Here is a 26,292-nt window from a genome sequence, read left to right as displayed (position 1 = left end):
TAACGTATATGTTTAAGCGTTATATCGTCATAACATTCAGAAATCTGCAGCGGCAAAGGTTGTTTACCTTTATCAACATCGCCGGGCTGGCTGTGAGCATGACAGTATGCTTGATCGTATTGATATCTGTCAGGGAAAATTTCAGTTATGATAATTTTCATCCTGCTGCTTCGCGTACCTGGAGAATCACTACCCATGCGCAAACGCCGGATGGTAGAAAATATCATATGGCCAGTGTGCCTTTGCCAATGGGAGCGGCATTAAAAAATAATTATGCTGCTGTTGAAAATGAGGCCACCTTATATGGTGTTTTAAATGGAGACGGGAAAATAGATAAGAAGAAGATCCATATCTATGGGGCATTTGCCACGCCTTCCTTTTTTGAGGTGTTTGGCTTTAAGCTGGCGGCAGGCAATCCCCGCACCGCCCTGCTTACGCCCAACAGCATTGTGCTTACTGCAGAAACCGCCCAACGTTTTTTTGGTACTACTGATCCGATGGGAAAAGTAATCCTGTTCGATCGCTTTGGCAGCTTTATCGTTAGTGGCGTAATGGAACCTGCTCCCGCCAAATCCCATATCGATTACGAAGCCTTTGCAGCGATGTCGTCGGTGCCTTTACTGGAACAAAGTAAAGTATTGCCGGATAAGCTGAATAACTGGGACCAGGTACAGAGCAGCTATACCTATGTGGTGCTGCGCCGCGGCGAAAAGGTATCCGCCCTGGAATCGGCGCTGAAGGACCAGGCCCATCGCTACGACGGGCTGGTGCAGAAGGGACAAGGCAGCATGGCTTTTGAACCACAGGCACTTGGCAAAATCACACCGTCGCAGGAGCTGATGGACGATATTGGCGGTACGCCGCCCTGGGGCAAAATACTCGCGGAAATAGGCGTGGCACTGGGACTAATTATCTGCGCCTGCTTTAACTATACCAACTTATCCATTGTACGTTCCCTGCAGCGGGCCAAAGAAGTAGGCGTACGAAAAGTAAACGGCGCACAGCGCTGGCAGATATTCGTACAGTTTATTACGGAATCTGTGATCATGTGCATATTATCGCTGATCATGGCGGTTTTACTGCTGCTGCTGATGCAGTCCACTCATTTCAGCGGATTACCGGTTCCGGATAACAACCTCCTGGAACCCCGGTTACTCCTGCTTTTCCTGTTGTTTAGCATCGTTATTGGCATAGTAGCCGGGGCCATCCCGGCATGGGCTTTATCCGCCTTTCAGCCGGCCAAGGTGTTAAAGAACCTCATCGACATTAAACTTTTTGGCGGATTGGGACTGCGGAAAACGCTCATCGTCATCCAGTTTTCCCTGTCGTTAACCGCAATCATCTTCCTGGTCACCGTTTATCGTCAGTTCCATTATAAGGCCATTAAGGACATGGGCTTCTACCGGGAAGATATCCTCAATGTTCCGCTGGCAGATGTGGATTTTCAACGGATGAAAGAACGGATGATGCAATTGAAAGAAGTGACAACGGCAACAGCCAGCTCCGGAACATTAGGCATGCCAAGACATTGTAACTTCTGCGTTATCCGCACCGGTGACAGCAAAGACAGGATGGAGTTTGGCTACTATGCCGGGGATGCGGACTTCCTCAAGGTAATGCACCTGAAACTATTGGCGGGCACTACTTTCCCTGCATCCGCTTCTGCTGAAAAAGAACAATATATCATCGTCAACGAAAAGGCGGTTAGTGTAATGGGTATAAAATCACCGGCAGATGCTATCGGAAGAACGCTGTTCCTGTCGGATTCCCTTCCCGTAAGTATTGTTGGCGTGGTAAAAGATTTTAACTATCAGCCGATAGAAGTAAATATCCGCCCGATGGCGATCCGTTTTGCTCCCAACGAATTCCGTCAGCTGCAATTAGCGATGCTGAAAGGAGATAAAGAGCAGCAGGTAGCGGACGTGAAAAAAATATGGACAGCCATGCATCCCGGAGAAGTATTCACCTCGGAATGGATGGATGAGCAGCTACGTAGCCGGAATGGGAGAGAAGTAATTTCCATGCTGGGCTTCCTGGTGTTCATTACCACTTTGATAGCTGCATTAGGGTTGCTGGGCATTGTAGCCTACACTTCTTTCACCCGCAGAAAGGAAATTGCTATCCGCAAAGTACTGGGCGCCAGTGCAGCGGGGCTATTAATGCTCTTGTCTAAAAACTATATAAAATTAATCGTCATAGCAGGCTGTATTGCCCTGCCACTGGGATATATAAGCAGCCTGCTTTTCCTGCAGATATTTGCTTACCGGGTAAGCACGGGCATTTTGGCAATGCTGGGAAGTTTCCTGTTCCTGGTATTCCTGGCATTGATTACCATCTTTTCACAAACCTGGAGAGCTATTGAAGTGAATCCGGCAGATAACCTGAGAAACGATTGACTATGCTGCTATTCAACTACATAAAACTTGCCTGGCGCAATCTTGCAAAAAGAAAGCTGTACAGCTTCATCAACATCGGTGGACTGGCAGCGGGTTTGTGCGCCTGCATGCTGATTATGTTGTATGTAGTGCATGAGTTGAGCTATGATCGTTTTCATAAAGATAATTCCAGGATTTATTCGCTGTTTGAGAAGATAAGACTGGAAAAAGATACGATGCAGCTGGAGCGTTTTAACGCAACAACGGCAGCCTCTATCCAGCAACAGAACGCGGCCGTGGAGAGTTATATCCGCATGGGCAACCTCGCCAGCGAATCCATTATCATGCAGAGTGTGGCCAATCCCAATATTAAAAGCGAGGAGCGTGACACCTGGTTTACAGACGCCAACTACTTCAGCTTTTTCTCTTTCCCCTTGCTGTCCGGTGATAAGAATGAGGTATTGAAACAGCCTTTTACGGCAGTAATTTCGGCCTCTACTGCCAGGAAATATTTTGGAAGTACGGATGTAATAGGAAAACAGCTGCGATATAACGGCAAATACATTTTCCAGGTATCGGGAGTAATGGCCGATGCACCTTCCAATTCCAGTATCCAGGCTAATATACTGCTGTCGTATTCCAGTATGGCCGGCATCGAATCAATGAGGGAAATTATTTCCGGCGAACGTGGATTTGCCGGCATCTTTTTTAAAGTGTTCCTGAAGCTGGATGATCCCGCTCACGCCGCCGCCGTAGTACAGAATATCGACCGGCTGATAGCCGCTCAGTTGGATCAGGGCAGAGCGGTGATGGTACCCATCACCCGGATCCATACGGATGCTAATTTCAGCCCTGGGTTTAATCTTCGCTATCTGAAGCTGTTCCCGCTGGTAGCCGCACTGATCCTGCTGATGGCGTTGATCAACTATATGAGCCTTTCTACCGCCCGGGCAACGGTGCGCGCCCGTGAAATAGGCGTGCGGAAATCGCTGGGCGCCGATCATAAAAGTATTGCCAAACAGTTTTATGTAGAATCGGCCCTCTATGCTTTCCTGGCATTTTGCCTGGCGCTGTTGTTGTGCCAGTTATTACGCCCCTGGTTTTTCAACCTGCTGCAGCTGAAGGTGGATGTAAGCTTTCTTTACCACCCGGTAGTACTCATGATTTATGTGCTGTTATTGCTGATCACTATTTTACTGGCAGGCAGTTATCCTTCGTTTGTTCTTTCCCGTTATAATCCTGTTTACATTTTGTCGGGGAAGATGAGCCGCGTAAGCGGCGGCGCCTCCGTAAGGAAAGTATTAACGGTATTGCAGTTTGGAACCGCAGCAGTGCTCATCATTTGCAGCATTGTTATTAACCGGCAGCTGTATTTCTTCCGTCATGCTGCAACTGGCATCAATAAAGAGAACGTGGTAATGCTGCCATTTCAGGGCTCTATGAGGAATCACTACCAGGCTTACCGGCAGCAGGTGGCTGCTTTGAATGGTGTGCAGCAAACGGCTACAGCCCGTTATCCGTTGTATGGCGGTTACGATATGTGGTTTGTGATGGGAGAAGGTAACCGTCCGCCAATGGCGTTGTCTATGCTCAGCATGGATCATTCCCTGTTTGGGTTAACAGGACTGCAATGGAAATTTCCGCCGGCAGATTCCACACAGCTGGGCATGCCGGATAAAATAGTGCTGAATGAATCTGCCGTGGAAAGCTTTGGTTTTTCGGGATCTCCGTTGGGGAAGTATATAAATTTGGGCGATAAGAAGGTAGAGGTGATTGGCGTAGTAAAAAACTTTCACTATAAATCATTGCATTCAGCCATCACCCCGCTGGGCATAAATGTGGAGAAGGATAATACCGCTTTATGGGGCGCTAACAGCCCAGGATGCATGTTTGTAAAAGTGGCGCCAAAACAGAATATGCCTGCCCTGATGGCGAAAATACAAAAGATATATGCTGCGTACGATATGCAGGAACCTTTTGAATATACCTTCCTGGACGACGCATTTGGCAGGTTGTATACTGCGGAAGACCGGCTGGCCGGGATCTTTGGCTGGTTTACTGTACTCACCGTGCTGATATCGGCACTGGGATTACTGGGACTGGCAGCCTTTTCGGCTGAGCAGCGTACACGCGAAATTGGCGTGCGTAAAGTATTGGGCGCCAGTGTGGCGCAGATTACCACCTTACTGTCGAAAGAATTTATCCGGTTAGTAGTGATCGCATTAGTGATTGCCTCACCGGTGGCGTGGTACCTGATGCGGCAATGGTTACAGCAATTTGCTTTCCGCATCGATCTGCAACCCTGGATGTTTATATTGGCTGCCATTATCGCCGTAACAACAGCGTTACTGGCCATCGGCCTGCAAACCGTAAAAGCCGCCGTCAGGAACCCGGTAAACGCATTAAAAATTGAATAACAAGTGAACAGCAAATCAGAGTGTGTGTCTACACGCCCTGCTTTTATTTTTTTCACTTTAAATATAACCGTATGTTAAAGAGTTATTTAAAAATTGCCTGGAGGAATTTGCGGAAACAGAAAGTGTTCGCTGCGGTTAACATCGTGGGAATGAGTACCGCATTATGTGCTGCATTGCTTTTGTCTCTTACCGCATACCGGGAATGGACTTACGATAATTTTCATAAAAATGGGGAAGATATATACCAGCTGATTGGCGTGGAAGATACCGGAGGCCAGGTAAAAACAGGCGCCAGTATGTCGAAGCCACTGGCAGTAGCTTTGCAGAAAGAAGTACCGGGCGTAAAGTATACCACTTTTATAGCCGGGTATAACGTGCCTGTAAGATATGGTACCAACCACTATTACCTGGGTGCGCAAATGGTAGATAAGGATTTTCTGAAGATGTTCACCTTCCCCCTGGTAAAGGGAGATAAGAATAGCGCACTGCAGCAGCTGAACCAGGTGGTGCTCACAAAGCGCGCTTCCGGCATACTGTTTAAGGATACCGATCCGGTAGGCCAAACCGTAGAACTAAACCTGGGTGGTAAATGGCAGCCTTTCATTGTAAGCGCAATAGCAGCAGATATTCCCGATAATTCAGGTATGGAGTTCGAATTACTTACACGGTTTGAGAATGAACCAGAGTATAACACCACCAAAAACGATTGGACCGCTTCTAATTTTCCGTTGTTTGTTCAGCTGGAACCCGGCGTCAGTAAAACTTCTTTCGAGAAAAATATGAGTGTGGTGGTGAACAAATATTATAAAGGGAAAATAGAAGACCTTCAGAAGAATGCGGGCGGCGTTAAAAATGTGTTTTACCTGAAAGGATTGCCGCTGAAAGATTTTCACCTCAATGCAGAAAGCACTTTTTACAGTGGCCTGAATAAATTTTATCCCTGGCTGATGATCATCCTTGCAACGCTGATCATCAGTATAGCCGCTATCAATTTTATAAACCTGTCCATTGCCAGATCCTTTGCCCGCAGCGGTGAAATAGGATTGCGGAAATCACTGGGTGCACAAAATGGCCAGCTGCTGCTGCAGTTCTGGGCAGAAGCTTTTCTTCTGTGCTGCTTCGCACTGGTACTCAGCCTTGGCCTGATGATCCTGCTGTTGCCTTATTACAACCAGGTGTTTGGACATCATATTGCGCTGGGCATTTTCCGTAATATATGGGTGTTAACCGGCACCATTGCCGGCTTCTTCGGGATTACATTACTGGCAGGTGGTTACCCCGCCTGGAAAGTAGCGCGGCTCAATATCCTGGAGGTGCTGAAAGGCAAGCTGGGCATGGGTAAAAGCAGTGGGGTGCGCAACGGGCTTATTATAGTACAGTTTATGGTGGCAGTAGTACTGATCAGCTGTACCTCCATCATCTGGCAGCAGCTTAATTTCATACAGTCGGCCCCGTTAGGATACAATTCTTCCCAGGTGATCAGTATCCCGCTCGATAATGCCACGCCGTCTGATATCACTTCCATGAAAAACAGGCTTACAGAGCTGAGCGAAGTAAGAAGCGTGAGTGGCAGCATGTTAAACCTCGGCCTGGGAAAGGACGGGTCTTCCGGCAACTGGACCAGGGGCTTTATGTATAAAGATCGCCACGTTTCCACGCAATGCCTCGCAGTAGACTACGACTACGCCAAAACACTGGACCTGAAAATATTATCCGGCCGCGATTTCTCCCGGGAGTATGGAACAGACAGTAACGCCGTGGTGATCAATGAACTGATGGCGAAACAATTAGGCGTAACTGATCCTATAGGTGTAAGCTTCCGCATGAGCGAGGATGAGCCGCCGCTACACGTGATCGGCATGGTGAAAGATTATCACTTTGAATCATTACATAAGAAAATCAGTCCGCTGGTGATGATCATGAACGCTCCCCTGAACTATATCTTCGTAAAAGTAGAAACATCCAACCCGGTGGCATCACTGAAAAAGATCACTGCACTCTGGAAGGGAATTAATGAGCTGTCAGAAAGTGATCCTTCTTTCCTCGATGAAAATGCACAACGGCTATATACACAGGAGCAACGGTTTTCAAAGATATTTATGAGCGGGGCCGTACTCGCCGTCATCATTTCCTGCATGGGATTATTTGCTATTGCAGTACTGGTGATGGCACACCGCAAAAAAGAAATCGGGATCCGTAAGGTATTGGGCGCATCAGTGAGTGGCATTGTAATGCTGTTATCGAAAGATTTTCTTCGCCTGGTACTCGTAGCCGTATTGATAGCCGCCCCGGCAGCCTGGTATTTCATGCATCAATGGCTGGAGGGCTTTGAATACCATACCACCATTCACTGGTGGGTATTCGGGGCAGCAGGGCTGATGGCGGTATGTATTGCGTTCTTAACCGTGAGCCTGCAATCGGTGAAAGCCGCCCTGGCAAACCCGGTAAACAGTTTAACAAGGGATTAATATTAAAATATCACCTATGATGTGGCGTAATTATCTGAAAACAGCTTTAAGAAATCTGAAGAAACGTAAACTGTATTCGGCGATCAATATCACCGGTCTGTCTGCGGGCATTGCCTGTTTCATACTGCTGGCGCTGTATCTGAGGAATGAATGGACCTACGATAATTTCCATGCACATGCCACGGAATTATATCGTATCCGCTTCGACTATGGCGAAAAAGACCAGGAGGTAACCCACACCGCCCTTACGCCAAACGGACTGGCGCCGGTGATGAAGGATTTTCCGGAAGTGAAATACATCTCCAGGGTCTATCCTTCAGCTACCACGGTGGCTTATGGCGACAAGGTAATGAACGAGAAGGGGTTTCTTTATGCAGATCCTGCTTTTTTCAGCATGTTTTCTTTCCCGCTGATAGCCGGAAATGCAGCCACTGTTTTGAGCGGTCCCAATATGGTAGTACTGTCTGAAACAATGGCCAGGAAGTATTTTGGCACCACGGATATAGTAGGTAAAACACTGAAGATTAATAACAAAAATGAATACCAGGTAACCGGTGTAGCCATAGATGCTCCCGCGAACACCCACCTGAAATTTGATTTTGTAGCCAGTTATGCCTCGCTGGGTAAGCAGGACACCTGGAATTCAGCCAATGACTACACTTATGTACAACTGGCCAGCAAAGCCACTGCCGGCGCGCTGCACGGGAGGTTAAAGAACCTGGTAAAAGAACAGATGGGGAGTGTTACCAGGAGCGGCGTTACGCTTGATTTTGTGCCGGAGTCCGTACCGGGAATTCATCTCCATTCTATAGCCCTTAACTCAACAGAAGCTGGCGGGGATATCCGCTATAATTATATTCTTACCATCATAGCCGCGCTGTTGCTGCTGATTGCATGTATCAACTTTATGAACCTCGCCACAGCCCGTTCCGCGGAAAGAGGCCGTGAAATCGGTGTGCGGAAAGCCCTGGGCGCCGTACGCGGGCAGCTGTTCTGGCAGTTCATTGCCGAATCTACGCTGATTAGCTTCTGCGCTGTGGTACTGGGAATAATGATTGCTTTGGTATTACTGCCGGTATTTAACAATATGGCCGGCGTTACCCTGAAGCTCGGACTGGACAGCTATCACATCTACCTGTGGCTGGCAGGTGTTTTTCTTTGTACCACCTTTTTTGCGGGTACCTATCCGGCCTTGTTCCTGTCGGGCTTCCGGCCGGTACAGGTATTAAAGGGACGGGTCATGCATACTTCAGGTGGCAGCATCCGTAAAAGCCTCGTCGTATTCCAGTTTGCGGCTTCCGTGTTCTTTATCATCTGCACATTGGTGGTGAGCAACCAGTTAAAGTATATCCAGCAAAAGAAATTAGGACTGGACAGGTCGCAGGTGTTGGTATTATCAGGAGAAAATTTTAGCCGGCAGATGCTGGAAGCCTTCAAGGGCAGGCTGTTGCAGCAGTCAGGTATCAAATACGTCAGCGCCTCGTACGACTCACCGGTATCAGTGGGCGGTGGCTACACTATTGGTAACCTGGAAGGGAAGCCGGCGGATTACAGTATGAATATTACCGCGATTCCCGTGGAGAAAGATTACCTGCAAACAATGGGAATTTCATTGCTGGTCGGTGCAAACTTAACCGACGCGGATGTACAGGATATTTTAAAGGAAGATAAAGACCGGGTATATCATTTCCTGCTCAACGAAACCGCCATAAAGCAGCTGGGCTGGACGGCTGAAACGGCAGTGGGAAAACGCATGGTGATGAATGGCCGCGCAGGAACCATCAAAGGGGTGATGAAGGACTTTCACTTCGCTTCCATGAAAACCAAAATTGAACCTATTGTTGTTTTCCCGGAATATGAATGGTTTGGGGAAGTGCTCATCAAAACTTCAGGGGATAACCAGCAGCAGGTGATAGCAGGGATAGAAAGGATCTGGAAGGAATACCTGCCCGCCGTGCCTTTCGGATATCATTTTATGGACGAAGACTTTAACGGATTATATAAATCGGAATTCAGAACCGGTACCATTTTATCAACCTTTTCTATTGTTATTATCCTTGTTTCCTGCCTGGGTTTACTGGGGCTGGCCGCGTTTACTGCAGAACAGCGTACCCGCGAAGTGGGTATCCGCAAGGTGTTGGGCGCTTCTGCCACCAGTGTGGTGGCATTGCTGTCGAAAGATTTTATTAAGCTGGTGCTGATATCGCTTTGTATTGCTTCCCCGTTTGCCTGGTATGCTATGCATCAATGGCTGGAAGGCTTTGCCTACCACACCCGTTTACATGCAGGCACCTTTCTCCTGGCAGGCACTATCGCCATTGTAATCGCTTTGCTCACCGTGAGTTTGCAGTCGGTGAAAGCGGCATTAATGAACCCGGTTAAAAGCCTGAGATCAGAATAAACTAATCTGGATAACCGGAGCAGCTACTTTTAATTATATTGCTGAGCCGATATGCAGAAAATATCAACATAAATTAAAAACAAATTACCGATCATGATACAATTGCAGAAAATTTCCAGGCATTACCCGGTTGGATTCGGAAAAAATTATATCCTGAAAGATATCGACCTCACTATCAATGAAGGCGAGTTTGTATCTATTATGGGGCCTTCCGGTTCCGGGAAATCTACCTTGCTGCATATTATGGGTTTACTGGAAGAACCATCCGAAGGACAATACCTGTTTGAAGGAGAGCGTGTGGACAGGATGAACGAGAAAAAAAGGACCCAGTTGCACCGGGGTTCCATTGGATTTGTGTTCCAGGCCTATCACCTGATTGACGAATTAACCGTGTACGAAAATATTGAAACGCCGTTACTGTACAAGAACATCCCCACTTCAGAAAGAAAAAGCCGGGTGGCAGATGTACTGGACCGCTTTAATATGGTAGCTAAAAAGGACCTGTTTCCCAACCAGCTATCCGGCGGACAGCAGCAACTGGTAGGTATTGCCCGCGCTATTGTAGCCGAACCCCGGGTGATCCTGGCCGATGAACCCACCGGTAACCTGCACTCCGATCAGGCGAAAGTGATCATGCAGCTGTTTAAACACCTGAATGAACAAGATAAAATTACAATCGTGCAGGTAACCCACTCAGACGTGAATGCCACCTATGGCAACCGCGTTATCCAGATCCGCGATGGACATATTCAGCCATAAGAAAGGCGGATCAGTTTTAAGAATTTGTAAAAAAAAGATTATGTTGTACACTCAATTAGTGAGGTATACTGCCATACCTACTAAATTTTTGCCTTCTATCAAGAAGGGTGGAAAAGTATCATCACAATTATTATATTTTTGGAATGTTATGAGAATATCCCGAATAGCAGGAGTAATCCTGATTTTATTGTTTGCTAACATAACATCCGCTGATGCGCAGGATACGTGGAGTTTACAACGTTGCGTGGATTATGCCTTGCAAAATAACCTGACAGTTAAACAACAGGAAGTTCAAAAACGCCTGGCAGATCTCACTTTACAGCAAAGCCGCCTGCAAATGATCCCCGGTTTCAGCGGGTCAGTAACAGGAGGGTATACGGATGGTAGAAGCGCCAGCCTGGGAGATAACCAGTATGTAAATCAAACCGTGTTTAACTCCAGTGGTAACCTGAATATGCAGGCGAACCTTTTTAGCTGGTTTTATCAGCAAAAAACAATTGCCGCCAACAAACTGGATGCACAGGCCAATAGCTTCCTGCTGGAAAAAGCCAGGAATGACCTCGCGTTTAACGTAGCCACAGCTTTCCTGCAGATACTGCTCAATATTCAAACAGAGAAAGTAAACGAAGAAAACGTCCGGCTGACCAATTCCAACCTGGATAATACCAAGAAACTGGTCATCGCAGGTTCCGTACCGGAAAGCAACCAGGCCGACCTGGAAGCACAGCTGGCACTGGACAGCAGTAACCTGGTAACCGCCCAGAACAACGTAACCCTGGCCATTCTCCAGATGAAGGCTTATCTCAACCTCGGATTTGAGATCCCTTTCAAACCGGATGTACCTGAAAATATTTCTTCCCTGCCATTATCTGCTCTGCAGGAAATGGCCCCGGAAATGGTGTACAGTGCCGCTTTAACCAACTACCCGCTGGTAAAATCGGATGAACTGAAGATCCAGAGCGCCGCCAAAGCATACCAGGCGGCCAAAGCGCAGTTGTATCCCAACCTGAGCATAAACGGCGGCCTCAGTACCTACTACGCCAATAACTATTATGAGGATATTGCGCAAACGAAGGTGCTGCCGTTTCATGATCAGATCAGCAACACCTACCGGAAAAATATCGGGTTATCGCTTAACATACCTATTTTTAATGGCTGGCAGCAACGTACTACTGTAGCCAGGGCTAAAATAAATGTATACAGCCAGGAACTGATCCGCGACCTGGATCACCAGAAGCTCCGGCAGGATATTTATACCGCCCATGCCAACGCCATAGCCGCATTACAGAAATATAATGCATCTGCCACAGGAGTAATGGCGGCTCAGAAAGCGTATGATTTTGCCACCAAACGCTTCAATCTCGGATTAATGAACACCATTGATTATATCACAACACAAAGTAAATTGTATAATGCGCAGGTAAACAAGGTGCTTGCTCAATACGATTACATATTTAAAATGAAATTGCTGGAATTCTACCGGGATCAGAAAATATCACTGTAGCCGTTCCGGGAAATTAAATTGCTTTATGAAGAAGAAACAACTTTACTGGTTCATAGGCATACTTTGTTCACTCGTTATTTTGTTCCTGGTGCTTAAAGCGGCCGGGGTAATTGGTAAGGAAGAAGGACTTAAAGTTGCTGTAGACAATGCTTCTAATAGAAATATTATAGAAGTGGTTACCGCCAGCGGTAAAATTTATCCTGAAATAGAAGTAAAAGTAAGCTCCGACGTTTCCGGCGAAATTACAGACCTTCCCATCCTGGAAGGCGACTCCGTAAAAAAAGGACAGGTACTGGCACGTATATACGCAGATATCTACGGATCGATGGTCGACAAAGCGGCGGCCTCCATGAGCCAGTCGCAGGCGCAGCTGGCCAATTCCGCTGCAGCGCTGAACTCCTTTAAGGCCCGTCTTGATCAGAACAAGGCTGCCTATAACAGGAACAAGGAACTCCTTGCCCAGAAAGTAATCTCCAAATCAGAGTTTGAAACAGCCGAAGCAACTTATCTCGCCTCCCTGGCAGATTATAACGCTGCTGTGCAACAGATCAACGGAAACAAGTTTGCCGTGGCCAGTGCGCAGGCCAACCTGAATGAAGCCAATAAAAACCTGGGTCGTACCACCATTTCCGCTCCCATGGGCGGTATCGTTTCCCTGCTTTCTGTAAAGAAAGGAGAACGCGTGGTGGGTACCGCACAAATGACCGGTACCGAAATGCTGCGTATCGCTGATATGAACACCATGGAAGTACAGGTAGACGTAGGCGAAAACGATATTCCAAAAGTAAAATACGGCGATACTGCCATTATTGAAGTGGATGCGTATAACAGCCGGGAGTTTAAAGGTATTGTAACACAAATTGCCAGCTCCAGCAAAGGCGCCGCCACCGCTACGGTAAGCACCGCATCCTCCGCAGAGCAGGTAACCAGCTACATTGTACATATCCGTATCCTGCAGGAAAGCTACCAGGATCTTCTTGATAAGAACAAGAAAACGTATCCCTTCCGCCCAGGTATGAGTGCCAGTGTGGATATTCAAACCAGGCATGTAAATAATGTACTGGCCATCCCAATTAACTCCGTAACTACCCGCGACGCCGATTCTACCAAAGGAAAGGACGACAAAAAGAAAGCGGCGCCGGTACAGGATAATACTACCCCAGGCTCTTCTGCCGATACCAAACCAGTGCTGAACGAGGTGGTATTTATACTGCAGAAAGATGGTACCGTTAAAATGGTACCCGTTAAAACCGGTGTACAGGACGATGCCTGGATCCAGATCACTTCCGGCCTGAAAGCCGGCGACCAGGTGATCAGCGCTCCTTATACCGCCATCTCACGTACCCTCGAAAATGGCAAAAAAGTAAAAGTAGTACCGAAGGCCGAACTGTTTGAAGGGCAGGCAAAATAAACGCAGTTACACAACTTCCTATAAAAAAGAGGTCGTTTTTCAACATAGAAAAACGACCTCTTTTTTTGGTATTTTCACTGATCAGTTTTATCTTTGAAAGATGTATAAAGCATTGATATACAACACGCATTTCCTTGAAGCGCGTCTAAGCAGCACACCAAAACCCTGTGCAATAAACTGACTACCAACATCTTACCGATCAAGTCCACGTCACCTCCACATCAGCTCCATGTTATCTCCACATTAAAGACATGTTCAAAGTATCTCCATAGTATCTCCAAAGCATGTTAAAAGCAACTGCAAAGCATCACGTACATCATCTTCCCTCACTTCTTTAATTACCCCATCTCCAAAAGAAAAAGAATAAAAATCGTGGTAATCAGCAAAATCAGCGTAATCAGCGGGAAAGACAACCTCCGCTCCCGCAAAACTCCTTTATTGCTTTTTAATTACATTGCATAAAAATTTGCATTGTGAGCAAGAGCATTGGAATTATAGGCAGTGGCAGTTGGGCTACTGCACTGGCTAAGATCCTGACAGATAACGGGCATCATATACATTGGTGGATAAGGAATGAAGACACCATACGTCATATGCAGCTGCGTCATCATAATAAACATTATCTCACCTCCGTGTATTTCGATACCAGCCTGCTGAGCCTTAGTAGTGATGTAAAAGCAGTAGTGGCGGCCTGCGATGAGCTGGTGCTGGCGGTTCCCAGTGCCTTTTTGGAAGATGTGTTAGGCTTGTTACCCGCCGATGCACTGATCAATAAAAAGGTCATTTCTGCGATTAAAGGGCTGGTACCAAGTACCAACGACCTGATAGGAGAATATCTTCTCAAACAATTCAATTTACCGGCAAGCCGGTATTTCACGATTACAGGCCCCTGCCATGCAGAAGAAGTGGCGAGCGAAAAGCTGTCTTACTTAACTTTCTCCGGCGCTCAGCTGGACACTACCCAGTCCATTGCCGATAAATTTACCGGCAGTTACCTGCAAACAATTGTAAACACCGATGTAATTGGCGTACAGCTGGCGGCGGTACTTAAAAATATTTACGCCATGGGGGCGGGTATTGCACACGGGCAGGAATATGGAGATAACTTCCTCAGCGTATTTATTACCAACTGTTTCCGGGAAATGCAAAGCTTCCTCGAAAAATATGAAGAGCAGAAAGCTGCGGTGGCCGGAACTGAGCCGGTAGTGCATAATTACAGCGCCAGCGCTTACCTGGGCGATCTGTTGGTTACCTGCTATTCACTGCATAGCCGTAACCGTACTTTTGGCAATATGATCGGGAAAGGGTACAGTGTAAAAGCGGCCCAGCTGGAACTGAATATGATCGCAGAAGGTTATTACGCCAGTAAATGTATGCATGAAATGAACAGGAATATAGGGGCGTATATGCCGGTTGCCCAGGCCGTATATGCTATCTTATGGCAGCAGGTGCATCCTTCAGAGGCATTCCTGTCCCTTGAAAAAGGATTTATATAAAATGGCCGGCTGTTAGTCTTCCCGGGCTAACAGCCGTTTGCCAGTCGCCTAAAAATCATCGTAGTCCTCATAATTATCTTCCCCGATCTTCATAATTGCCCGCACATTCGGGAAATACTGCTTAATAAGGCTGGCAATCCGGGTGAAAAGATACTCGCTTAACACCGGTCCCTCGTAATACTCAATCTCATTGGTCTCGTCCGAGATGATATATTCCGTGATATTACGGTCAATAATGGCTTGAAAGCGCCTTTGCCGGGGGAGTTTCCTCAAACTGATTTTGGTTGGAACACCATCTACATTAAATGTACATGCAATGTTTCGCATAACGGCGATTGGGTTTAAATGAGAAAATGGAATGGTTAAAATTTGCTCTTCACATGGTAGCTTGGGTGCTTACTTCAGCTAAAATAAGCTGAAATGGACAAAGAAACATTATTGTTTACTAATTACGATAATAATGTTGCTATTTGTATCCCAAATTACCACAATTTCCGGCAAATTGTAATACAATTATAAATAATTATGATTACATGGACTGTTAATCAAATGTAAATGGTCCCCCTTTATTTTATCCACACCTCCTACCTGTGGATACGGGACAATATGTGTAGAATTATCTCTACACTTCCTGGTGGCCAGATCCCCTGAAACCCAATACAGCAGGCATTGGATTGATATTTGAAACATCCTATGTCCCGATCCGGAAAATTGAGGACCTGGTTACTTGTTAACTGCGTAGTATAAAATTTTTACCATGAAGATTAGAACCTTGCTTTTTGTTACTTCTTACCCGCCCCGGGAATGTGGAATTGCAACTTTCGCACAGGACCTGGTAAACGCAATGAATAAGAATTTTGCCGGTAATCTGAATATTGAGGTGGCAGCACTGGAAGAAGCAGGCAAACCTGCCAATATGAAAGAAACACCCGTTACTTATTCGGTAAACCCGTTCGATATTGATGCGTGTATTGATTTTGCACAAAAAATAAATGAGAACGATAAAATAGACCTGGTTTGTTTTGAGCACGAATTCGGCCTGTATGGCGGAGAATACGGTCATAACCTCCTGGCCATGCTTTCCTTACTGGATAAACCTTTCGTGGTACGTTTCCATACCGTACTGCCTTATCCCGATCATAAATGCACCAAGGTAGTAAGCCTGATCAGCGCACTCGCGGCAAAAGTGATTGTAATGACACGCTCCTCTGCCACCTTGCTGCAGCAGGTATATCATGTGCCCGCCGAAAAGATTGTGCATATACCACATGGTACACACGCACACATCGTGGAAGATGTGGACGCACTGAAAAAACAATACAATGTGGAAGGCAGGATGGTACTGAGCACATTTGGTTTGCTCAGTGAAAACAAAGGCATCGAAACAGGCATCAGGGCCATGAAGGATATTGTTAAGCAATATCCCCGCGCCATTTACCTGGTGCTCGGGAAAACCCATCCCGTAGTATACTCCCGTGAAGGAGAAAAATACCGCGAGTCACTGGAACAACTGGTACAGGAACTCGGCCTGGAAAACAATGTACGATTCGTAAATAATTATCTTTCCCTGAAAACATTACTCGATTATTTATCTCTTACAGATATCTACCTTTTTACGTCAAAAGACCCGCACCAGGCAGTAAGCGGAACTTTCGTTTACGCCATGAGCGCCGGCTGTGCGGTGATTTCCACCTCATTTGTACAGGCACGCGAAATGCTGGAAGATGGCGCCGGTTGCCTGGTAGATTTCAATAACCCGGAACAAATTGCTGCCTGCGCGATACCGCTGCTCGGCAATCCGGAACTGCGCGCACAGATGAGCCAGTCGGCCATCGAAAAAACACGCAGCTCCATCTGGGAAAACGTAGCCATCGCACACATGAGCGTAATCAGCGAAGCACTGGCAGAAGACAAGATCCTGCCCAACCTGCCGCCACCATACCTCGATCATATCGATCGTATGACCGACGAAATCGGTATGCTGCAGTTTTCCAAACATGACATCCCGGATCCCGCATTCGGATATACGCTGGACGACAACGCAAGGGCGCTTATTGCTACCTGCATGTACAGCAGCGAATTAAATTCCAGCAGCTTCGTCAACTCGCTGACCCGTAAGTACATCGACTTTATCGCTTACTGTCAGCAGCCTTCCGGTAAGTTCCTGAACTATGTGGATATCAACCGCCAGTTCGATAAAATGAATGAGGAAGTAAACCTGGAAGATGCCAATGGACGCGCGGTATGGGCGCTGGGGTATGCCCTCGCTTCGCAGCATCACCTGCCCTTTGACGCCGTGCAGGACGTATCCGCCATATTCAGCAAATGCTTCAACTGGATGGAATCACTGCAATCACCCAGGGCCATGGCTTTCACCATCAAAGGACTGTACTATTACCTTTCTTATAAACCCGGTGGCAAAGCAGTGGAAATTTTGCAACATCTGGCTGCAAAATTGTACGACCATTACAAACAGGAAGCAGATGAAACCTGGCATTGGTACGAATCCTACCTTACCTACGGTAACGCCGTATTGCCTGAGGCAATGATGATGGCCTACCAGGTAAGCGGAATTGAAGCTTACCGCAGAACCGCGGAAAACAGCCTGGCTTTCCTTTGCAGCAAAACCTTTACAGACAGCCATATGAAGGTGATCAGCAATAAAACATGGTACCACAGGAATAACACCCAGCAACAGGAAGACGGTGGCGAACAATCTATAGAAGTAGCCTATACCATGCTGGCTTTGAATACGTTTTATAACACCACAAAAAATAAATCATATTTGGAGAAGATGCGTCTGGCATTCAGTTGGTATTTAGGGAATAATCACCTGAAACAACTTGTTTATAATCCATTAACTTACGGTTGCTACGACGGACTGGAAAAAAATAATATAAACCAGAATCAGGGCGCCGAGTCAACTGTATGTTACCTGATTGCCAGACTATTAATGGAACAATGGAATAAACATAAGTATGTTACACCGAAACAAAACAGCCTGGCACCAGTCAGACTTGGCTACAACTGAGAATAACATGAAATATCCCAGCATATTGATTATAGATGATGAGCCGGATATATGCAGATTATTGCAACTTACGCTTGTACGTCATGGCTATAATGTGAAATACGTACATGAACTGGAGGCGGGCATGAAGTCCATTTTCAAACATCAGCCTGATCTCCTTTTTCTGGACATCCACCTGCCCGACGGATCGGGCCTCGAGGCTTTGCCGGTGATCAAGGAACGTTGTCCCACGTTACCCGTGATCACTATCAGCGCCTATGACAATGCGATGGAAAAGCAAACCGCACTGAAAGCCGGAGCCGCTTTTTTCCTGGCTAAACCTTTCAGTCTCAAAAATGTTGATGAACTGATCGATAGTATCAAAATAAAAAGCTGATAACGCCCGATTGGTTATAATCAGTAATTTTAACCAGCTATTCTGTTGCCAATTACCACTATATTAAAGAAGTATGAAAAATATTCTAATTATAGACGACGAAATTAATATCTGTACACTCCTGAGTAAATTTCTCGGGAAACATGGTTTTGATGTAGATACCACCATGACGGGTGGTGCTGCACTTAAAATGATGAAAGAAAAAACCTATGACCTTGTACTCTGCGATTACCGGCTGAAAGATACAGATGGTGCACAACTGCTGCAGGATATCCATCAAATCAATCCTTCAACCATTGTTATCATTATTACAGGTTACACAGATGTAAGAGTAGCTGTGGAAATGGTGAAAAATGGCGCTTACGATTATCTTTCCAAACCACTGTACCCGGATGAAATTCTCAACCTGGTACATAAGGCCTTCGCTCATAAAGAGGCGGAACAGGAAAGACGCGCATCCAGGCCAGTGGAGTCGGGCAGTGAACCCGAAGAAGTACGGGAAACGTTATTGTCCCGTAACCAGGACGATAAGAATAATAAATATGTATACGGTGAAAGCGAAGGTGCGAAAGAATTAATAAGACAAATCAAACTGGTGGCGCCCACCGATTACAGCGTCATCATTTTCGGGGAAACCGGTACCGGTAAGGAATCCGTGGCCCATCTTATTCACCATCACAGTAAAAGAAATCAACAGCCTTTTGTTGCGCTGGATTGCGGCAGCCTCTCGAAAGAACTGGCAGCAAGCGAATTATTCGGTCATGAAAAAGGCTCTTTTACCGGCGCTATCAATACCAAAATAGGCGCTTTTGAACAGGCCCAGGGTGGTACCCTGTTCCTGGATGAAATCTCCAACTTATCATACGACATACAGGTGGCCCTGCTACGCGTGCTACAGGAAAAGGTAATTCGCCGGGTAGGGAGCCTGAAAGAAATTCCGATCGACGTACGTATCATTGTAGCCTCCAACGAAAAGCTCTCTGAATCAGTACAGCGCGGCAAGTTCAGGGAAGACCTGTTCCATCGCCTCAATGAGTTCACCATTTATATTCCGCCTTTGAGGGAACGCCGCGAAGACCTGCCACTGTTCACTACCGCCTTTGTAGACCAGGTGGAAAGGGAACTGGATAAATCATGCGGTAAAATTTCTTCTGAAGTATGGGACTGCTTCCAGCAATACAATTGGCCCGGTAATATCCGCGAACTGAAAAATGTGATCCGGAGAGCCTGTTTGCTTACGCCGGAAATGGAAGATATTACCATGATTGCATTACCGCTGGAAATGAAAGAATCATTTAACCAGATCCCGGAAGAAGTACACGTTTCCGGTGAACTGGCGCTGCTTTCCAACGACAACGACCTTAAAACAGTAGCCCTCCAGGCAGAATACAATAAGATTATAAATGTGCTGAAAGAAGTGAAGTATAATAAAACAAAAGCAGCACAGGTATTGAATATCGACCGTAAAACCCTGTATAATAAATTACGGTTGCTGAATATAAATTATTGATCAAACAAATGTTTATTCCCTGGGAGAGCCGTCTCCCAGGGAATAAATTTATACGATAGCGGGTATTGCAATCGTAAATACCGCTCCCTTTCCGGGCTCACTATCTACATGTATAGTTCCTTTGTGATTTAGTAAAATGTTCTGCGTGCTGGTCAACCCAAGACCGGTGCCTTTCGCCTTACTGGTATAGAAAGGATCAAACAAACGCGCCAGCTTGTCCTCCGGTATACCAGCGCCATTGTCGCGGATCATCAGTTTTGCCTTATCCTGGTTACGCACAGTGGTAATGGTGAGTACGCCTTTCCCCGGTACCATCGCCTCAATAGCATTGATAATAATATTCAGTAAGGCAATCACCACTTTTTCTTCATCTGCATTAATGATCACATCCGGCGATACGAGGTTTTTTTCTACACGGATTTCACTCAGTTTCAAACGGTCCGCGGATAGCTGCAGCGCTTTCTCTATCAGGTTGTTGATCCCCACGGGCTCCATATGGAGTTCAATCATACGGGTGCTGTGCAGCAGTTCCGTAATCAATTGGTTAATGCGTGTGCAATTGCGTTCAATGATATCTGTATACATCAGCGTATCATCGTTGGCCACCACTGCTTCTTCTTCCTTAAACTGACTTACCGCCAGCAATATATTGGTGAGCGGGTTTCTTACTTCATGCGCTATCACTCTGGCAATACGCCCGGTGATTACAAATTTCTCCTGGTGTTGTTTTTCCTGTTCTTCTCTCTTTTTATCAGTGATATCCTGGATTACGCAAAGGAATATCTGCGCTGCTTCGTCCAGCATTACAGCATTGATCAGCACCACCATTTTTTTGTTGCCGGCAGTTTTGAAATCATATTCCTGTAAATTGGCAACGCCGGCGTTGCAGATGTTATTCAGGAAATTCTCGCTCTGGTCTTTGGAGATGAAGAGATCCCGCAGATGCAGTTTTAGTATTTCTTCCCGGCTGTATTGAAGGGTTCTTAATGCGGCAGGATTGGCATCGATAATATTCCGGTCGCAGTCGGCCAGCACAATCAGGTCATGTGCTTTTTCGAAAATGCCATAGTATTTCTTCTCACTTTCCTCAATAGACCGGCGATGGTTAAATTCATCGAGCGCGTACCGGATGGATCTTTCCAGCAGGTCGGCGGTCATTTCTCCCTTCACCAGGTAATCGTAGGCGCCGGCCTGCATCGCTTCCCGGTCGATGTTATAATCGCCTTTACCGGTAAGCATAATTACCGGTGGCTGATGATGCATCTGATGCAGTCTTCGAAGGATATCAATACCCGTATTTGGCCCCAGCCGGTAATCTACCAGGAATACGTCGTGCGTATTGTCTTCTATGGCAGCCAGTCCCTTCTGATAGGTAGAAGCCCATTCAAGTACATATTGGCCGGGTGAAATATCATGCAATAATTCTGTTACGAGAAAGAAATCGTCTTCATCATCGTCTATCATTAAAATGTGTATCGGGCGCTCGCTCATCGCAATAGATTAGGAGTTTTGCAATTTGTGACAAAATTCACAGCAATAAAGGTGCTAACCTTTATTGCTCCGCAGATTCATCATTCCGGTTTCTCTGTCGCAGGGGGAGGATAATAACAAAGGAGGCGCCTTTCCCCGGGTCTCCGTGGGCTTGTATAAAGCCATTGTGGCTGTCTACAATTTTTTTGCAGATGGCCAGTCCTATCCCTGTGCCGGAATACTCGCTAATGCCATGTAACCGTTGGAAAATGAGAAAAATGCGGTCGGCGTAAGCCTGCTCAAATCCAATACCATTGTCATCCAGGCTGATACGGCAGTAAGGATCGTTCCACCGGCTTTCTTTTACAATGCCCAGTTCCTTCCCGGTTACCACCTCGTGATGGATATTGATTTCCAGGCGCCTGTCCGGACTGGCAAACTTAATGGAATTGGCCAGCAGGTTCTGGAACAGCTGGTGAAAAGAAGTGTCGCTGCCTTCTATTACCGGCAGCTGGTCGTATTGAATCTGCACGTTCTTCTCTTCAAGGGTCACCTCCAGGTCGCTGATCACTTCCTGCAGCAGTTTGGTCATATCCACGGGGGTGATGCTTTCGGGGGTAATGCGGCCGGCCCTGGAAAAGATGAGCAGGTCATTGATCAGTACCCGCATCCGGGAAACGGCCGACACCATACGGTCTATCAGCTGTGTGGCATCCGGCGGCAGCTGGTCTTTATATTTCATCTGCAACCGGTCACTGAAGGTCGATATCTTGCGTAACGGCTCCTGCAAATCGTGCGAGGCCACATAGGCAAACTGCTCCAGCTCCTGGTTGGTTTTATTCAGGAGGGATATATTTTGTTGCAGATCACGCTGATAGGATTTCATCCGGCTTTCAATATGCAGCTGTAATTTGAATTCCCTGGTGAGGGTAATATAAGAGTAGATACCTATCAGGATGGCTACCAGTGAGGATATAAAGATCATGGGCACCCACATCACCGCGAAGAAATGATATAGTTCCGATTTCTCCTGTACCAGGCTTTCCTCAATCCGGATCATGTCACGCACCTTATTGTCGATGAGATCCATGGACTTTTCGCCTTCCTTAACATCAGAGAGCTGTTTCAGCTGGGTGGAATTTTCTCCGCCCAGCTGCAGTTGCTGGTATTTGATGGCCAGCAACCTACGGAGGGTATCCAGGTGTCTTTGCTGAACAGGGTTATCGTTGGTGATTTTCCGGAGCAGGAGGTATTCCCGCTCAATCCTGTTGCTGCGTTCCTGCATAGTGGGATCCAGGAAGGCGCTGTCTTTTGTAAGGGCATATCCCCTGATGGCGGCTTCCGCCTCCTTGAGTTGCCGGGTAATTACCTCCAGCCGTTTGGAAACTTCAATGGCGTGATTAAGTCTGCCGGCATTGTCCAGCAGGTTCTTTGCCACCAGGTACGAAAATACCGAGGCCGCCACGATAACGGTAAATGCAATGAAAAACCCGAGCCGGATTTTCTTGTGTACTGAAAAATGCATCTGTATGTATGAGATCTTGAGAAAGCATTTCAAGTTACTATTTCTGCCTGAATTTCGCTACTAAAAAATATCCTTTTTCCGTGAAGGTCTTTCTGAGCAACATATTCCACAGAATGCCGGTAAATTCTACAAGCAATGTAAGCACACCTGCCTCACTGTTACCGCAGAGATACAGGTGCCTTTAAACGCTGTTCTGTAGCGGGTTTTAGAAAGTTGTTTCCGGAGTAAAAATAACCTGTTCCGGTAGTGGAATGAACTTTGGATAACTAACTATAGTTCTTAACCAATAAAATTGTGAGTTATGAATAATCCGGATAGAAATAAACAGCCGATTCCTGATCCAACTCCAGATAAACAACAGCCGGGAAAAGAAAACCCAACACCGGTTCAACCGCCGCCAGACAAGCCGGAAATTGAACCCATCCCGCAGGAGATACCGGACAGGGATACACCTCATACCCCCGCTAATCCGCAGGCTATTGAGGGAAAAGAAGAAGCTTTTAAAAGACAATCACCTGATAAACATTAACCATTCTTTCATCTAAAAAAAATCTGTTACAATGCCTACCACTAAATCCGCCGGCAACGGCACCGCAAGAAAAGCAGGCAGTGAAAAAATGCCGGAATCCAAATTCCATGAACTGTTTTTGGACGAACTGAAAGACATCTACTGGGCAGAAAAAAACCTGGTAAAAGCACTGCCCAAAATGCAGAAAGCTGCTACCTCGGAAGAATTGAGCGAATGTATCGGCAACCATTTGGAAGAAACCAAAGAACATGTAGCCCGCCTGGAACAGGTATTTGAAATACTTGGTAAAAAACCGCAGGCTAAAAAATGTGAGGCCATGGAAGGCCTGATAGCTGAAGGCCAGGAAGTGGTAGCAGATACCGATGCCGATACTGCCGTAAGAGATGCCGGTATTATCATTGCCTCCCAGAAAATTGAACACTACGAAATTTCTGCCTATGGCAGCTTACGTACGCTGGCCAATGTAATGGGACATTCACAGGTAGTTAAACTACTGGAGCAAACATTACAAGAAGAAAAGAACGCTGACAGCCTGCTCACAGAAGTAGCTGAAACTACTGTAAACGAGGAAGCTGCAGCAGAATAGGTTAACGATGATTTGTATAATTGTTAATGGAAACTGCAAAAGTCCCTGCATATACAGGGACTTTTTTTAACCTGATACTATGCAAAAATCCAATCCCAAAAAGCCAGTAAGGCCCGCCCGGAAACAATCCGTACAACCCGGACTGGAAGAAGTCATGAGCCCTGCCCCGGTGTTTGAAAAAGACAACGCAAAAAAAGGCAAACTGTACAATAAGGTAGCCCTTATCACCGGCGGCGACAGCGGCATTGGCCGGGCAGTAGCGGTGGCTTTTGCCAAAGAAGGTGCAGACGTAGCCATTGCCTATTTTAATGAACATACAGACGCTGAAACCACCTGCGAACATATTACCCTCGCAGGCCGCGAATGTATGCTCATTGCCGGCGATATCAGCAATGAAAAGCATTGTAATGATATTATTAAGAAAGTAATAAAGAAGTTTAAAAAGATAGATATCCTGGTAAACAATGCGGCTGTACAATACCCGCAGAAAAGTATCGAAGATATCAGTGCCGCCCAGCTGCATAAAACTTTCGAGACTAACATTTATCCGCACTTCTATCTCACCAAAGCAGCGCTGCCGTATATTCCCAAAGGCGGAAGTATCATTTGTACCACTTCCGTAACGGCTTACCGCGGCAGCAGTCATCTTATCGATTATAGTTCCACCAAAGGAGCCATCGTTTCTTTTGTAAGGTCGTTATCCGCTTCCCTGTCTGAAAAAGGAATCCGGGTAAACGGCGTGGCGCCGGGCCCCATCTGGACCCCGCTCATCCCCGCTACTTTTACCCCGGAGGAAGTAGCAAAGTTTGGGACAGACGTACCGCTGAAACGCGCCGGCCAACCAGTGGAAGTAGCCCCCTGCTACGTATTCCTGGCCAGCGATGAAGCCAGTTATCTCACCGGTCAGATCCTGCATCCCAATGGAGGGGAGATCGTAAATGGTTAGCATAGACCTGATAACAGACCCCGTAGCCGTAGCCAGATCAGTGAAGCTCCGGTACGTAAAAGCAGATGCACCAGGGTATACACGCGTCCGCAAAGGGAAAGACTTCATCTACCTCGACCCCGACGGCAAAATAGTGAAAGATCCCGAAGTGCTGGATCGCATCCGGAAACTGGTGCTGCCGCCCGCCTGGGAAAACGTGTGGATCTGTACCTGGGCCAATGGCCACCTGCAGGCCACCGGCACCGATGTAAAAGGACGTAAACAGTACCGGTATCATCTCGACTGGGGCAAAGCCCGCAACGAAACCAAATACTATCGCCTCCTGCAATTTGGAGAGGCGTTACCGGGAATACGGAAACGTATAAACGAAGATCTGAAACGGCCTTCTCTGGATAAAGAAAAAGTCATTGCCATTGCCTTATCCGTGATGGAGGAAACGCTGATCCGGGTTGGCAACGCCTCCTATGAAAAGCTATACGGCTCGCACGGGCTTACCACCTTACGGGATAAGCACGTGAAGATCAATGGCAACACCGCTTTTTTCCGGTTCCGCGGAAAAAAAGGAGTGGAGCATAAAATAGAACTTCATGACGCTGCACTTGCAAAACTGCTGAAAAAAGTGCAGGATATTCCCGGCCAGGTATTGTTTCAGTATTACGATGAAAATGGTGAACATAAAGGCCTCGACTCAGGGGAAGTAAATGAGTATATAAAACAGTGCTGCGCCGATAATGAATTTACCTGTAAAGACTTCCGTACCTGGGCAGGTACCGTGAACGCATTAAATTTGCTGGCAGACCTTACACCCTTTGAATCCATTACGGAATGCCGCCGGAATATTGTAGCGATAATCGACGGTGTGGCGGGCAAGTTGGGGAATACCCGCGCCGTGTGCAAAAAATATTACATTCATCCGCAAATCCTTAACAGCTACGAAAACGGCGAACTGGAACCCTGGCTGCAACAGTTACGGGCTAAACGCAATAAACCCGCCAGTGGCGGGTTACATGCGGATGAAAAGTTACTCATGCAATTTCTGAAGGAAGCCGGTAGCAGGTAAAGGCGCCTGCATAGCGGGCTACCCAAATATCAGCTGATCTTCTCTGTCTTCTACTTTGATCTTCTGGATAAATTCGTCAAAACCTGCCTCTTCGTGTGAACTGTAAGCGCCATACGCATCCAGTATATAGCCCTTATTGCCTTCCTGGTCTTCCATTACATATAAAATTGAGGAATCTGAAGGATCTGACTCTCCCTCAAAACGATAGGTTTTAATGATAGTCAGGTCTTCCGGGTTATAGATTTTCTGCTCATCCGTATTCTGCAACCTGCCATGATCACTCATCTTTAACTCGTGATCAAATCCTTTTTCATGCAGCTTCTCCAATACCCTTGATAAAGTTGTCATTTCGCCTGGCTTTTCCATAAATAAAGGTTTTAGTTAAACCTAAAAAACCAAAAGTTATGCCGCGATGTTTTAAGATCATG

At 46.6% G+C, this 26,292-nt stretch carries 19 protein-coding genes; 15 read left to right on the top strand and 4 right to left on the bottom strand.

The features are described 5' to 3' along the window. Positions 1 to 8: 8 nt before the first annotated feature. From AB6805_RS06665 to AB6805_RS06630, 8 genes are all read left to right on the top strand, one after another. A complete protein-coding gene (locus tag AB6805_RS06665; RefSeq protein ID WP_370908664.1) occupies positions 9 to 2,396 on the top strand; it encodes an ABC transporter permease in 2,388 nt (795 codons plus the stop codon). A 2-nt stretch (positions 2,397 to 2,398) separates the two neighbouring features. Further along, positions 2,399 to 4,792, top strand: a complete 2,394-nt coding sequence (locus tag AB6805_RS06660; RefSeq protein WP_370908663.1) for an ABC transporter permease — start codon at positions 2,399 to 2,401, stop codon at positions 4,790 to 4,792. A 71-nt stretch (positions 4,793 to 4,863) separates the two neighbouring features. Next, positions 4,864 to 7,260 carry an ABC transporter permease gene (locus AB6805_RS06655; RefSeq protein WP_370908662.1) on the top strand — a complete coding sequence of 799 codons (2,397 nt, stop codon included), beginning with the start codon at positions 4,864 to 4,866 and terminating at the stop codon, positions 7,258 to 7,260. Positions 7,261 to 7,276: 16 nt separating this feature from the next. Beyond that, on the top strand, positions 7,277 to 9,661 hold the full coding sequence (locus AB6805_RS06650) for an ABC transporter permease (RefSeq protein ID WP_370908661.1): 2,385 nt from the start codon (positions 7,277 to 7,279) through the stop codon (positions 9,659 to 9,661). A 93-nt stretch (positions 9,662 to 9,754) separates the two neighbouring features. Continuing rightward, the gene (locus tag AB6805_RS06645; protein ID WP_370908660.1) at positions 9,755 to 10,420 is read left to right on the top strand and encodes an ABC transporter ATP-binding protein; all 666 of its coding nucleotides are present in this window, start codon (positions 9,755 to 9,757) and stop codon (positions 10,418 to 10,420) included. A 148-nt stretch (positions 10,421 to 10,568) separates the two neighbouring features. Continuing rightward, positions 10,569 to 11,924, top strand: a complete 1,356-nt coding sequence (locus AB6805_RS06640) for a TolC family protein (RefSeq protein WP_370908659.1) — start codon at positions 10,569 to 10,571, stop codon at positions 11,922 to 11,924. Positions 11,925 to 11,949: 25 nt separating this feature from the next. Continuing rightward, a complete protein-coding gene (locus tag AB6805_RS06635; RefSeq protein ID WP_370908658.1) occupies positions 11,950 to 13,335 on the top strand; it encodes an efflux RND transporter periplasmic adaptor subunit in 1,386 nt (461 codons plus the stop codon). A 473-nt stretch (positions 13,336 to 13,808) separates the two neighbouring features. Then, positions 13,809 to 14,831, top strand: coding sequence for an NAD(P)H-dependent glycerol-3-phosphate dehydrogenase (locus AB6805_RS06630; RefSeq protein ID WP_370908657.1), 1,023 nt, complete (start codon positions 13,809 to 13,811; stop codon positions 14,829 to 14,831). 48 nt (positions 14,832 to 14,879) lie between these two features. On the opposite strand, the gene AB6805_RS06625 is transcribed toward AB6805_RS06630, so the two are convergent. Beyond that, a complete protein-coding gene (locus tag AB6805_RS06625) occupies positions 14,880 to 15,158 on the bottom strand; it encodes a hypothetical protein (RefSeq protein ID WP_079471254.1) in 279 nt (92 codons plus the stop codon). A gap of 430 nt (positions 15,159 to 15,588) precedes the next feature. On the opposite strand from AB6805_RS06625, the gene AB6805_RS06620 reads away from it, so the two are divergent. The 3 genes from AB6805_RS06620 (at position 15,589) to AB6805_RS06610 (ending at position 19,748) form a co-directional block, all read left to right on the top strand. Continuing rightward, entirely contained in the window at positions 15,589 to 17,862 is a 2,274-nt protein-coding gene (locus AB6805_RS06620) for a glycosyltransferase (protein WP_370908656.1), read from the top strand. Between the two features lie 7 nt (positions 17,863 to 17,869). Continuing rightward, entirely contained in the window at positions 17,870 to 18,238 is a 369-nt protein-coding gene (locus AB6805_RS06615) for a response regulator (RefSeq protein WP_370908655.1), read from the top strand. A 73-nt stretch (positions 18,239 to 18,311) separates the two neighbouring features. Further along, positions 18,312 to 19,748: a sigma-54-dependent transcriptional regulator gene (locus tag AB6805_RS06610; protein ID WP_370908654.1), complete on the top strand. Its 1,437-nt coding sequence runs from the start codon at positions 18,312 to 18,314 to the stop codon at positions 19,746 to 19,748. A gap of 48 nt (positions 19,749 to 19,796) precedes the next feature. Here AB6805_RS06610 and AB6805_RS06605 read toward each other — a convergent pair whose 3' ends face one another. Continuing rightward, positions 19,797 to 21,239 carry an ATP-binding protein gene (locus AB6805_RS06605; protein WP_370908653.1) on the bottom strand — a complete coding sequence of 481 codons (1,443 nt, stop codon included), beginning with the start codon at positions 21,237 to 21,239 and terminating at the stop codon, positions 19,797 to 19,799. A gap of 61 nt (positions 21,240 to 21,300) precedes the next feature. Further along, a complete protein-coding gene (locus AB6805_RS06600) occupies positions 21,301 to 22,743 on the bottom strand; it encodes an ATP-binding protein (RefSeq protein ID WP_370908652.1) in 1,443 nt (480 codons plus the stop codon). Between the two features lie 301 nt (positions 22,744 to 23,044). Between AB6805_RS06600 and AB6805_RS06595 the strand changes: the two genes are divergently transcribed. The 4 genes from AB6805_RS06595 to AB6805_RS06580 all read left to right on the top strand — a co-directional run bounded on the left by AB6805_RS06595 (position 23,045) and on the right by AB6805_RS06580 (position 25,864). Continuing rightward, a complete protein-coding gene (locus AB6805_RS06595) occupies positions 23,045 to 23,272 on the top strand; it encodes a hypothetical protein (protein WP_370908651.1) in 228 nt (75 codons plus the stop codon). 31 nt (positions 23,273 to 23,303) lie between these two features. After that, positions 23,304 to 23,858: a ferritin-like domain-containing protein gene (locus AB6805_RS06590; protein WP_370908650.1), complete on the top strand. Its 555-nt coding sequence runs from the start codon at positions 23,304 to 23,306 to the stop codon at positions 23,856 to 23,858. Between the two features lie 79 nt (positions 23,859 to 23,937). After that, positions 23,938 to 24,804: an SDR family oxidoreductase gene (locus tag AB6805_RS06585; RefSeq protein WP_370908649.1), complete on the top strand. Its 867-nt coding sequence runs from the start codon at positions 23,938 to 23,940 to the stop codon at positions 24,802 to 24,804. After that, positions 24,797 to 25,864: a DNA topoisomerase IB gene (locus tag AB6805_RS06580; RefSeq protein WP_370908648.1), complete on the top strand. Its 1,068-nt coding sequence runs from the start codon at positions 24,797 to 24,799 to the stop codon at positions 25,862 to 25,864. Before AB6805_RS06585 ends, AB6805_RS06580 begins: the two co-directional genes overlap by 8 nt. Positions 25,865 to 25,882: 18 nt before the next feature. On the opposite strand, the gene AB6805_RS06575 is transcribed toward AB6805_RS06580, so the two are convergent. Beyond that, positions 25,883 to 26,230 carry a hypothetical protein gene (locus AB6805_RS06575; protein ID WP_370908647.1) on the bottom strand — a complete coding sequence of 116 codons (348 nt, stop codon included), beginning with the start codon at positions 26,228 to 26,230 and terminating at the stop codon, positions 25,883 to 25,885. Positions 26,231 to 26,292: the final 62 nt, after the last annotated feature.

It is taken from the genome of Chitinophaga sp. RCC_12, from assembly GCF_041360695.1.
In the GTDB taxonomy this organism is placed as follows: domain Bacteria; phylum Bacteroidota; class Bacteroidia; order Chitinophagales; family Chitinophagaceae; genus Chitinophaga.
The sequence above is the reverse complement of the archived record's forward strand: the minus strand, read 5'-3'. Positions and strand labels throughout refer to the sequence as shown.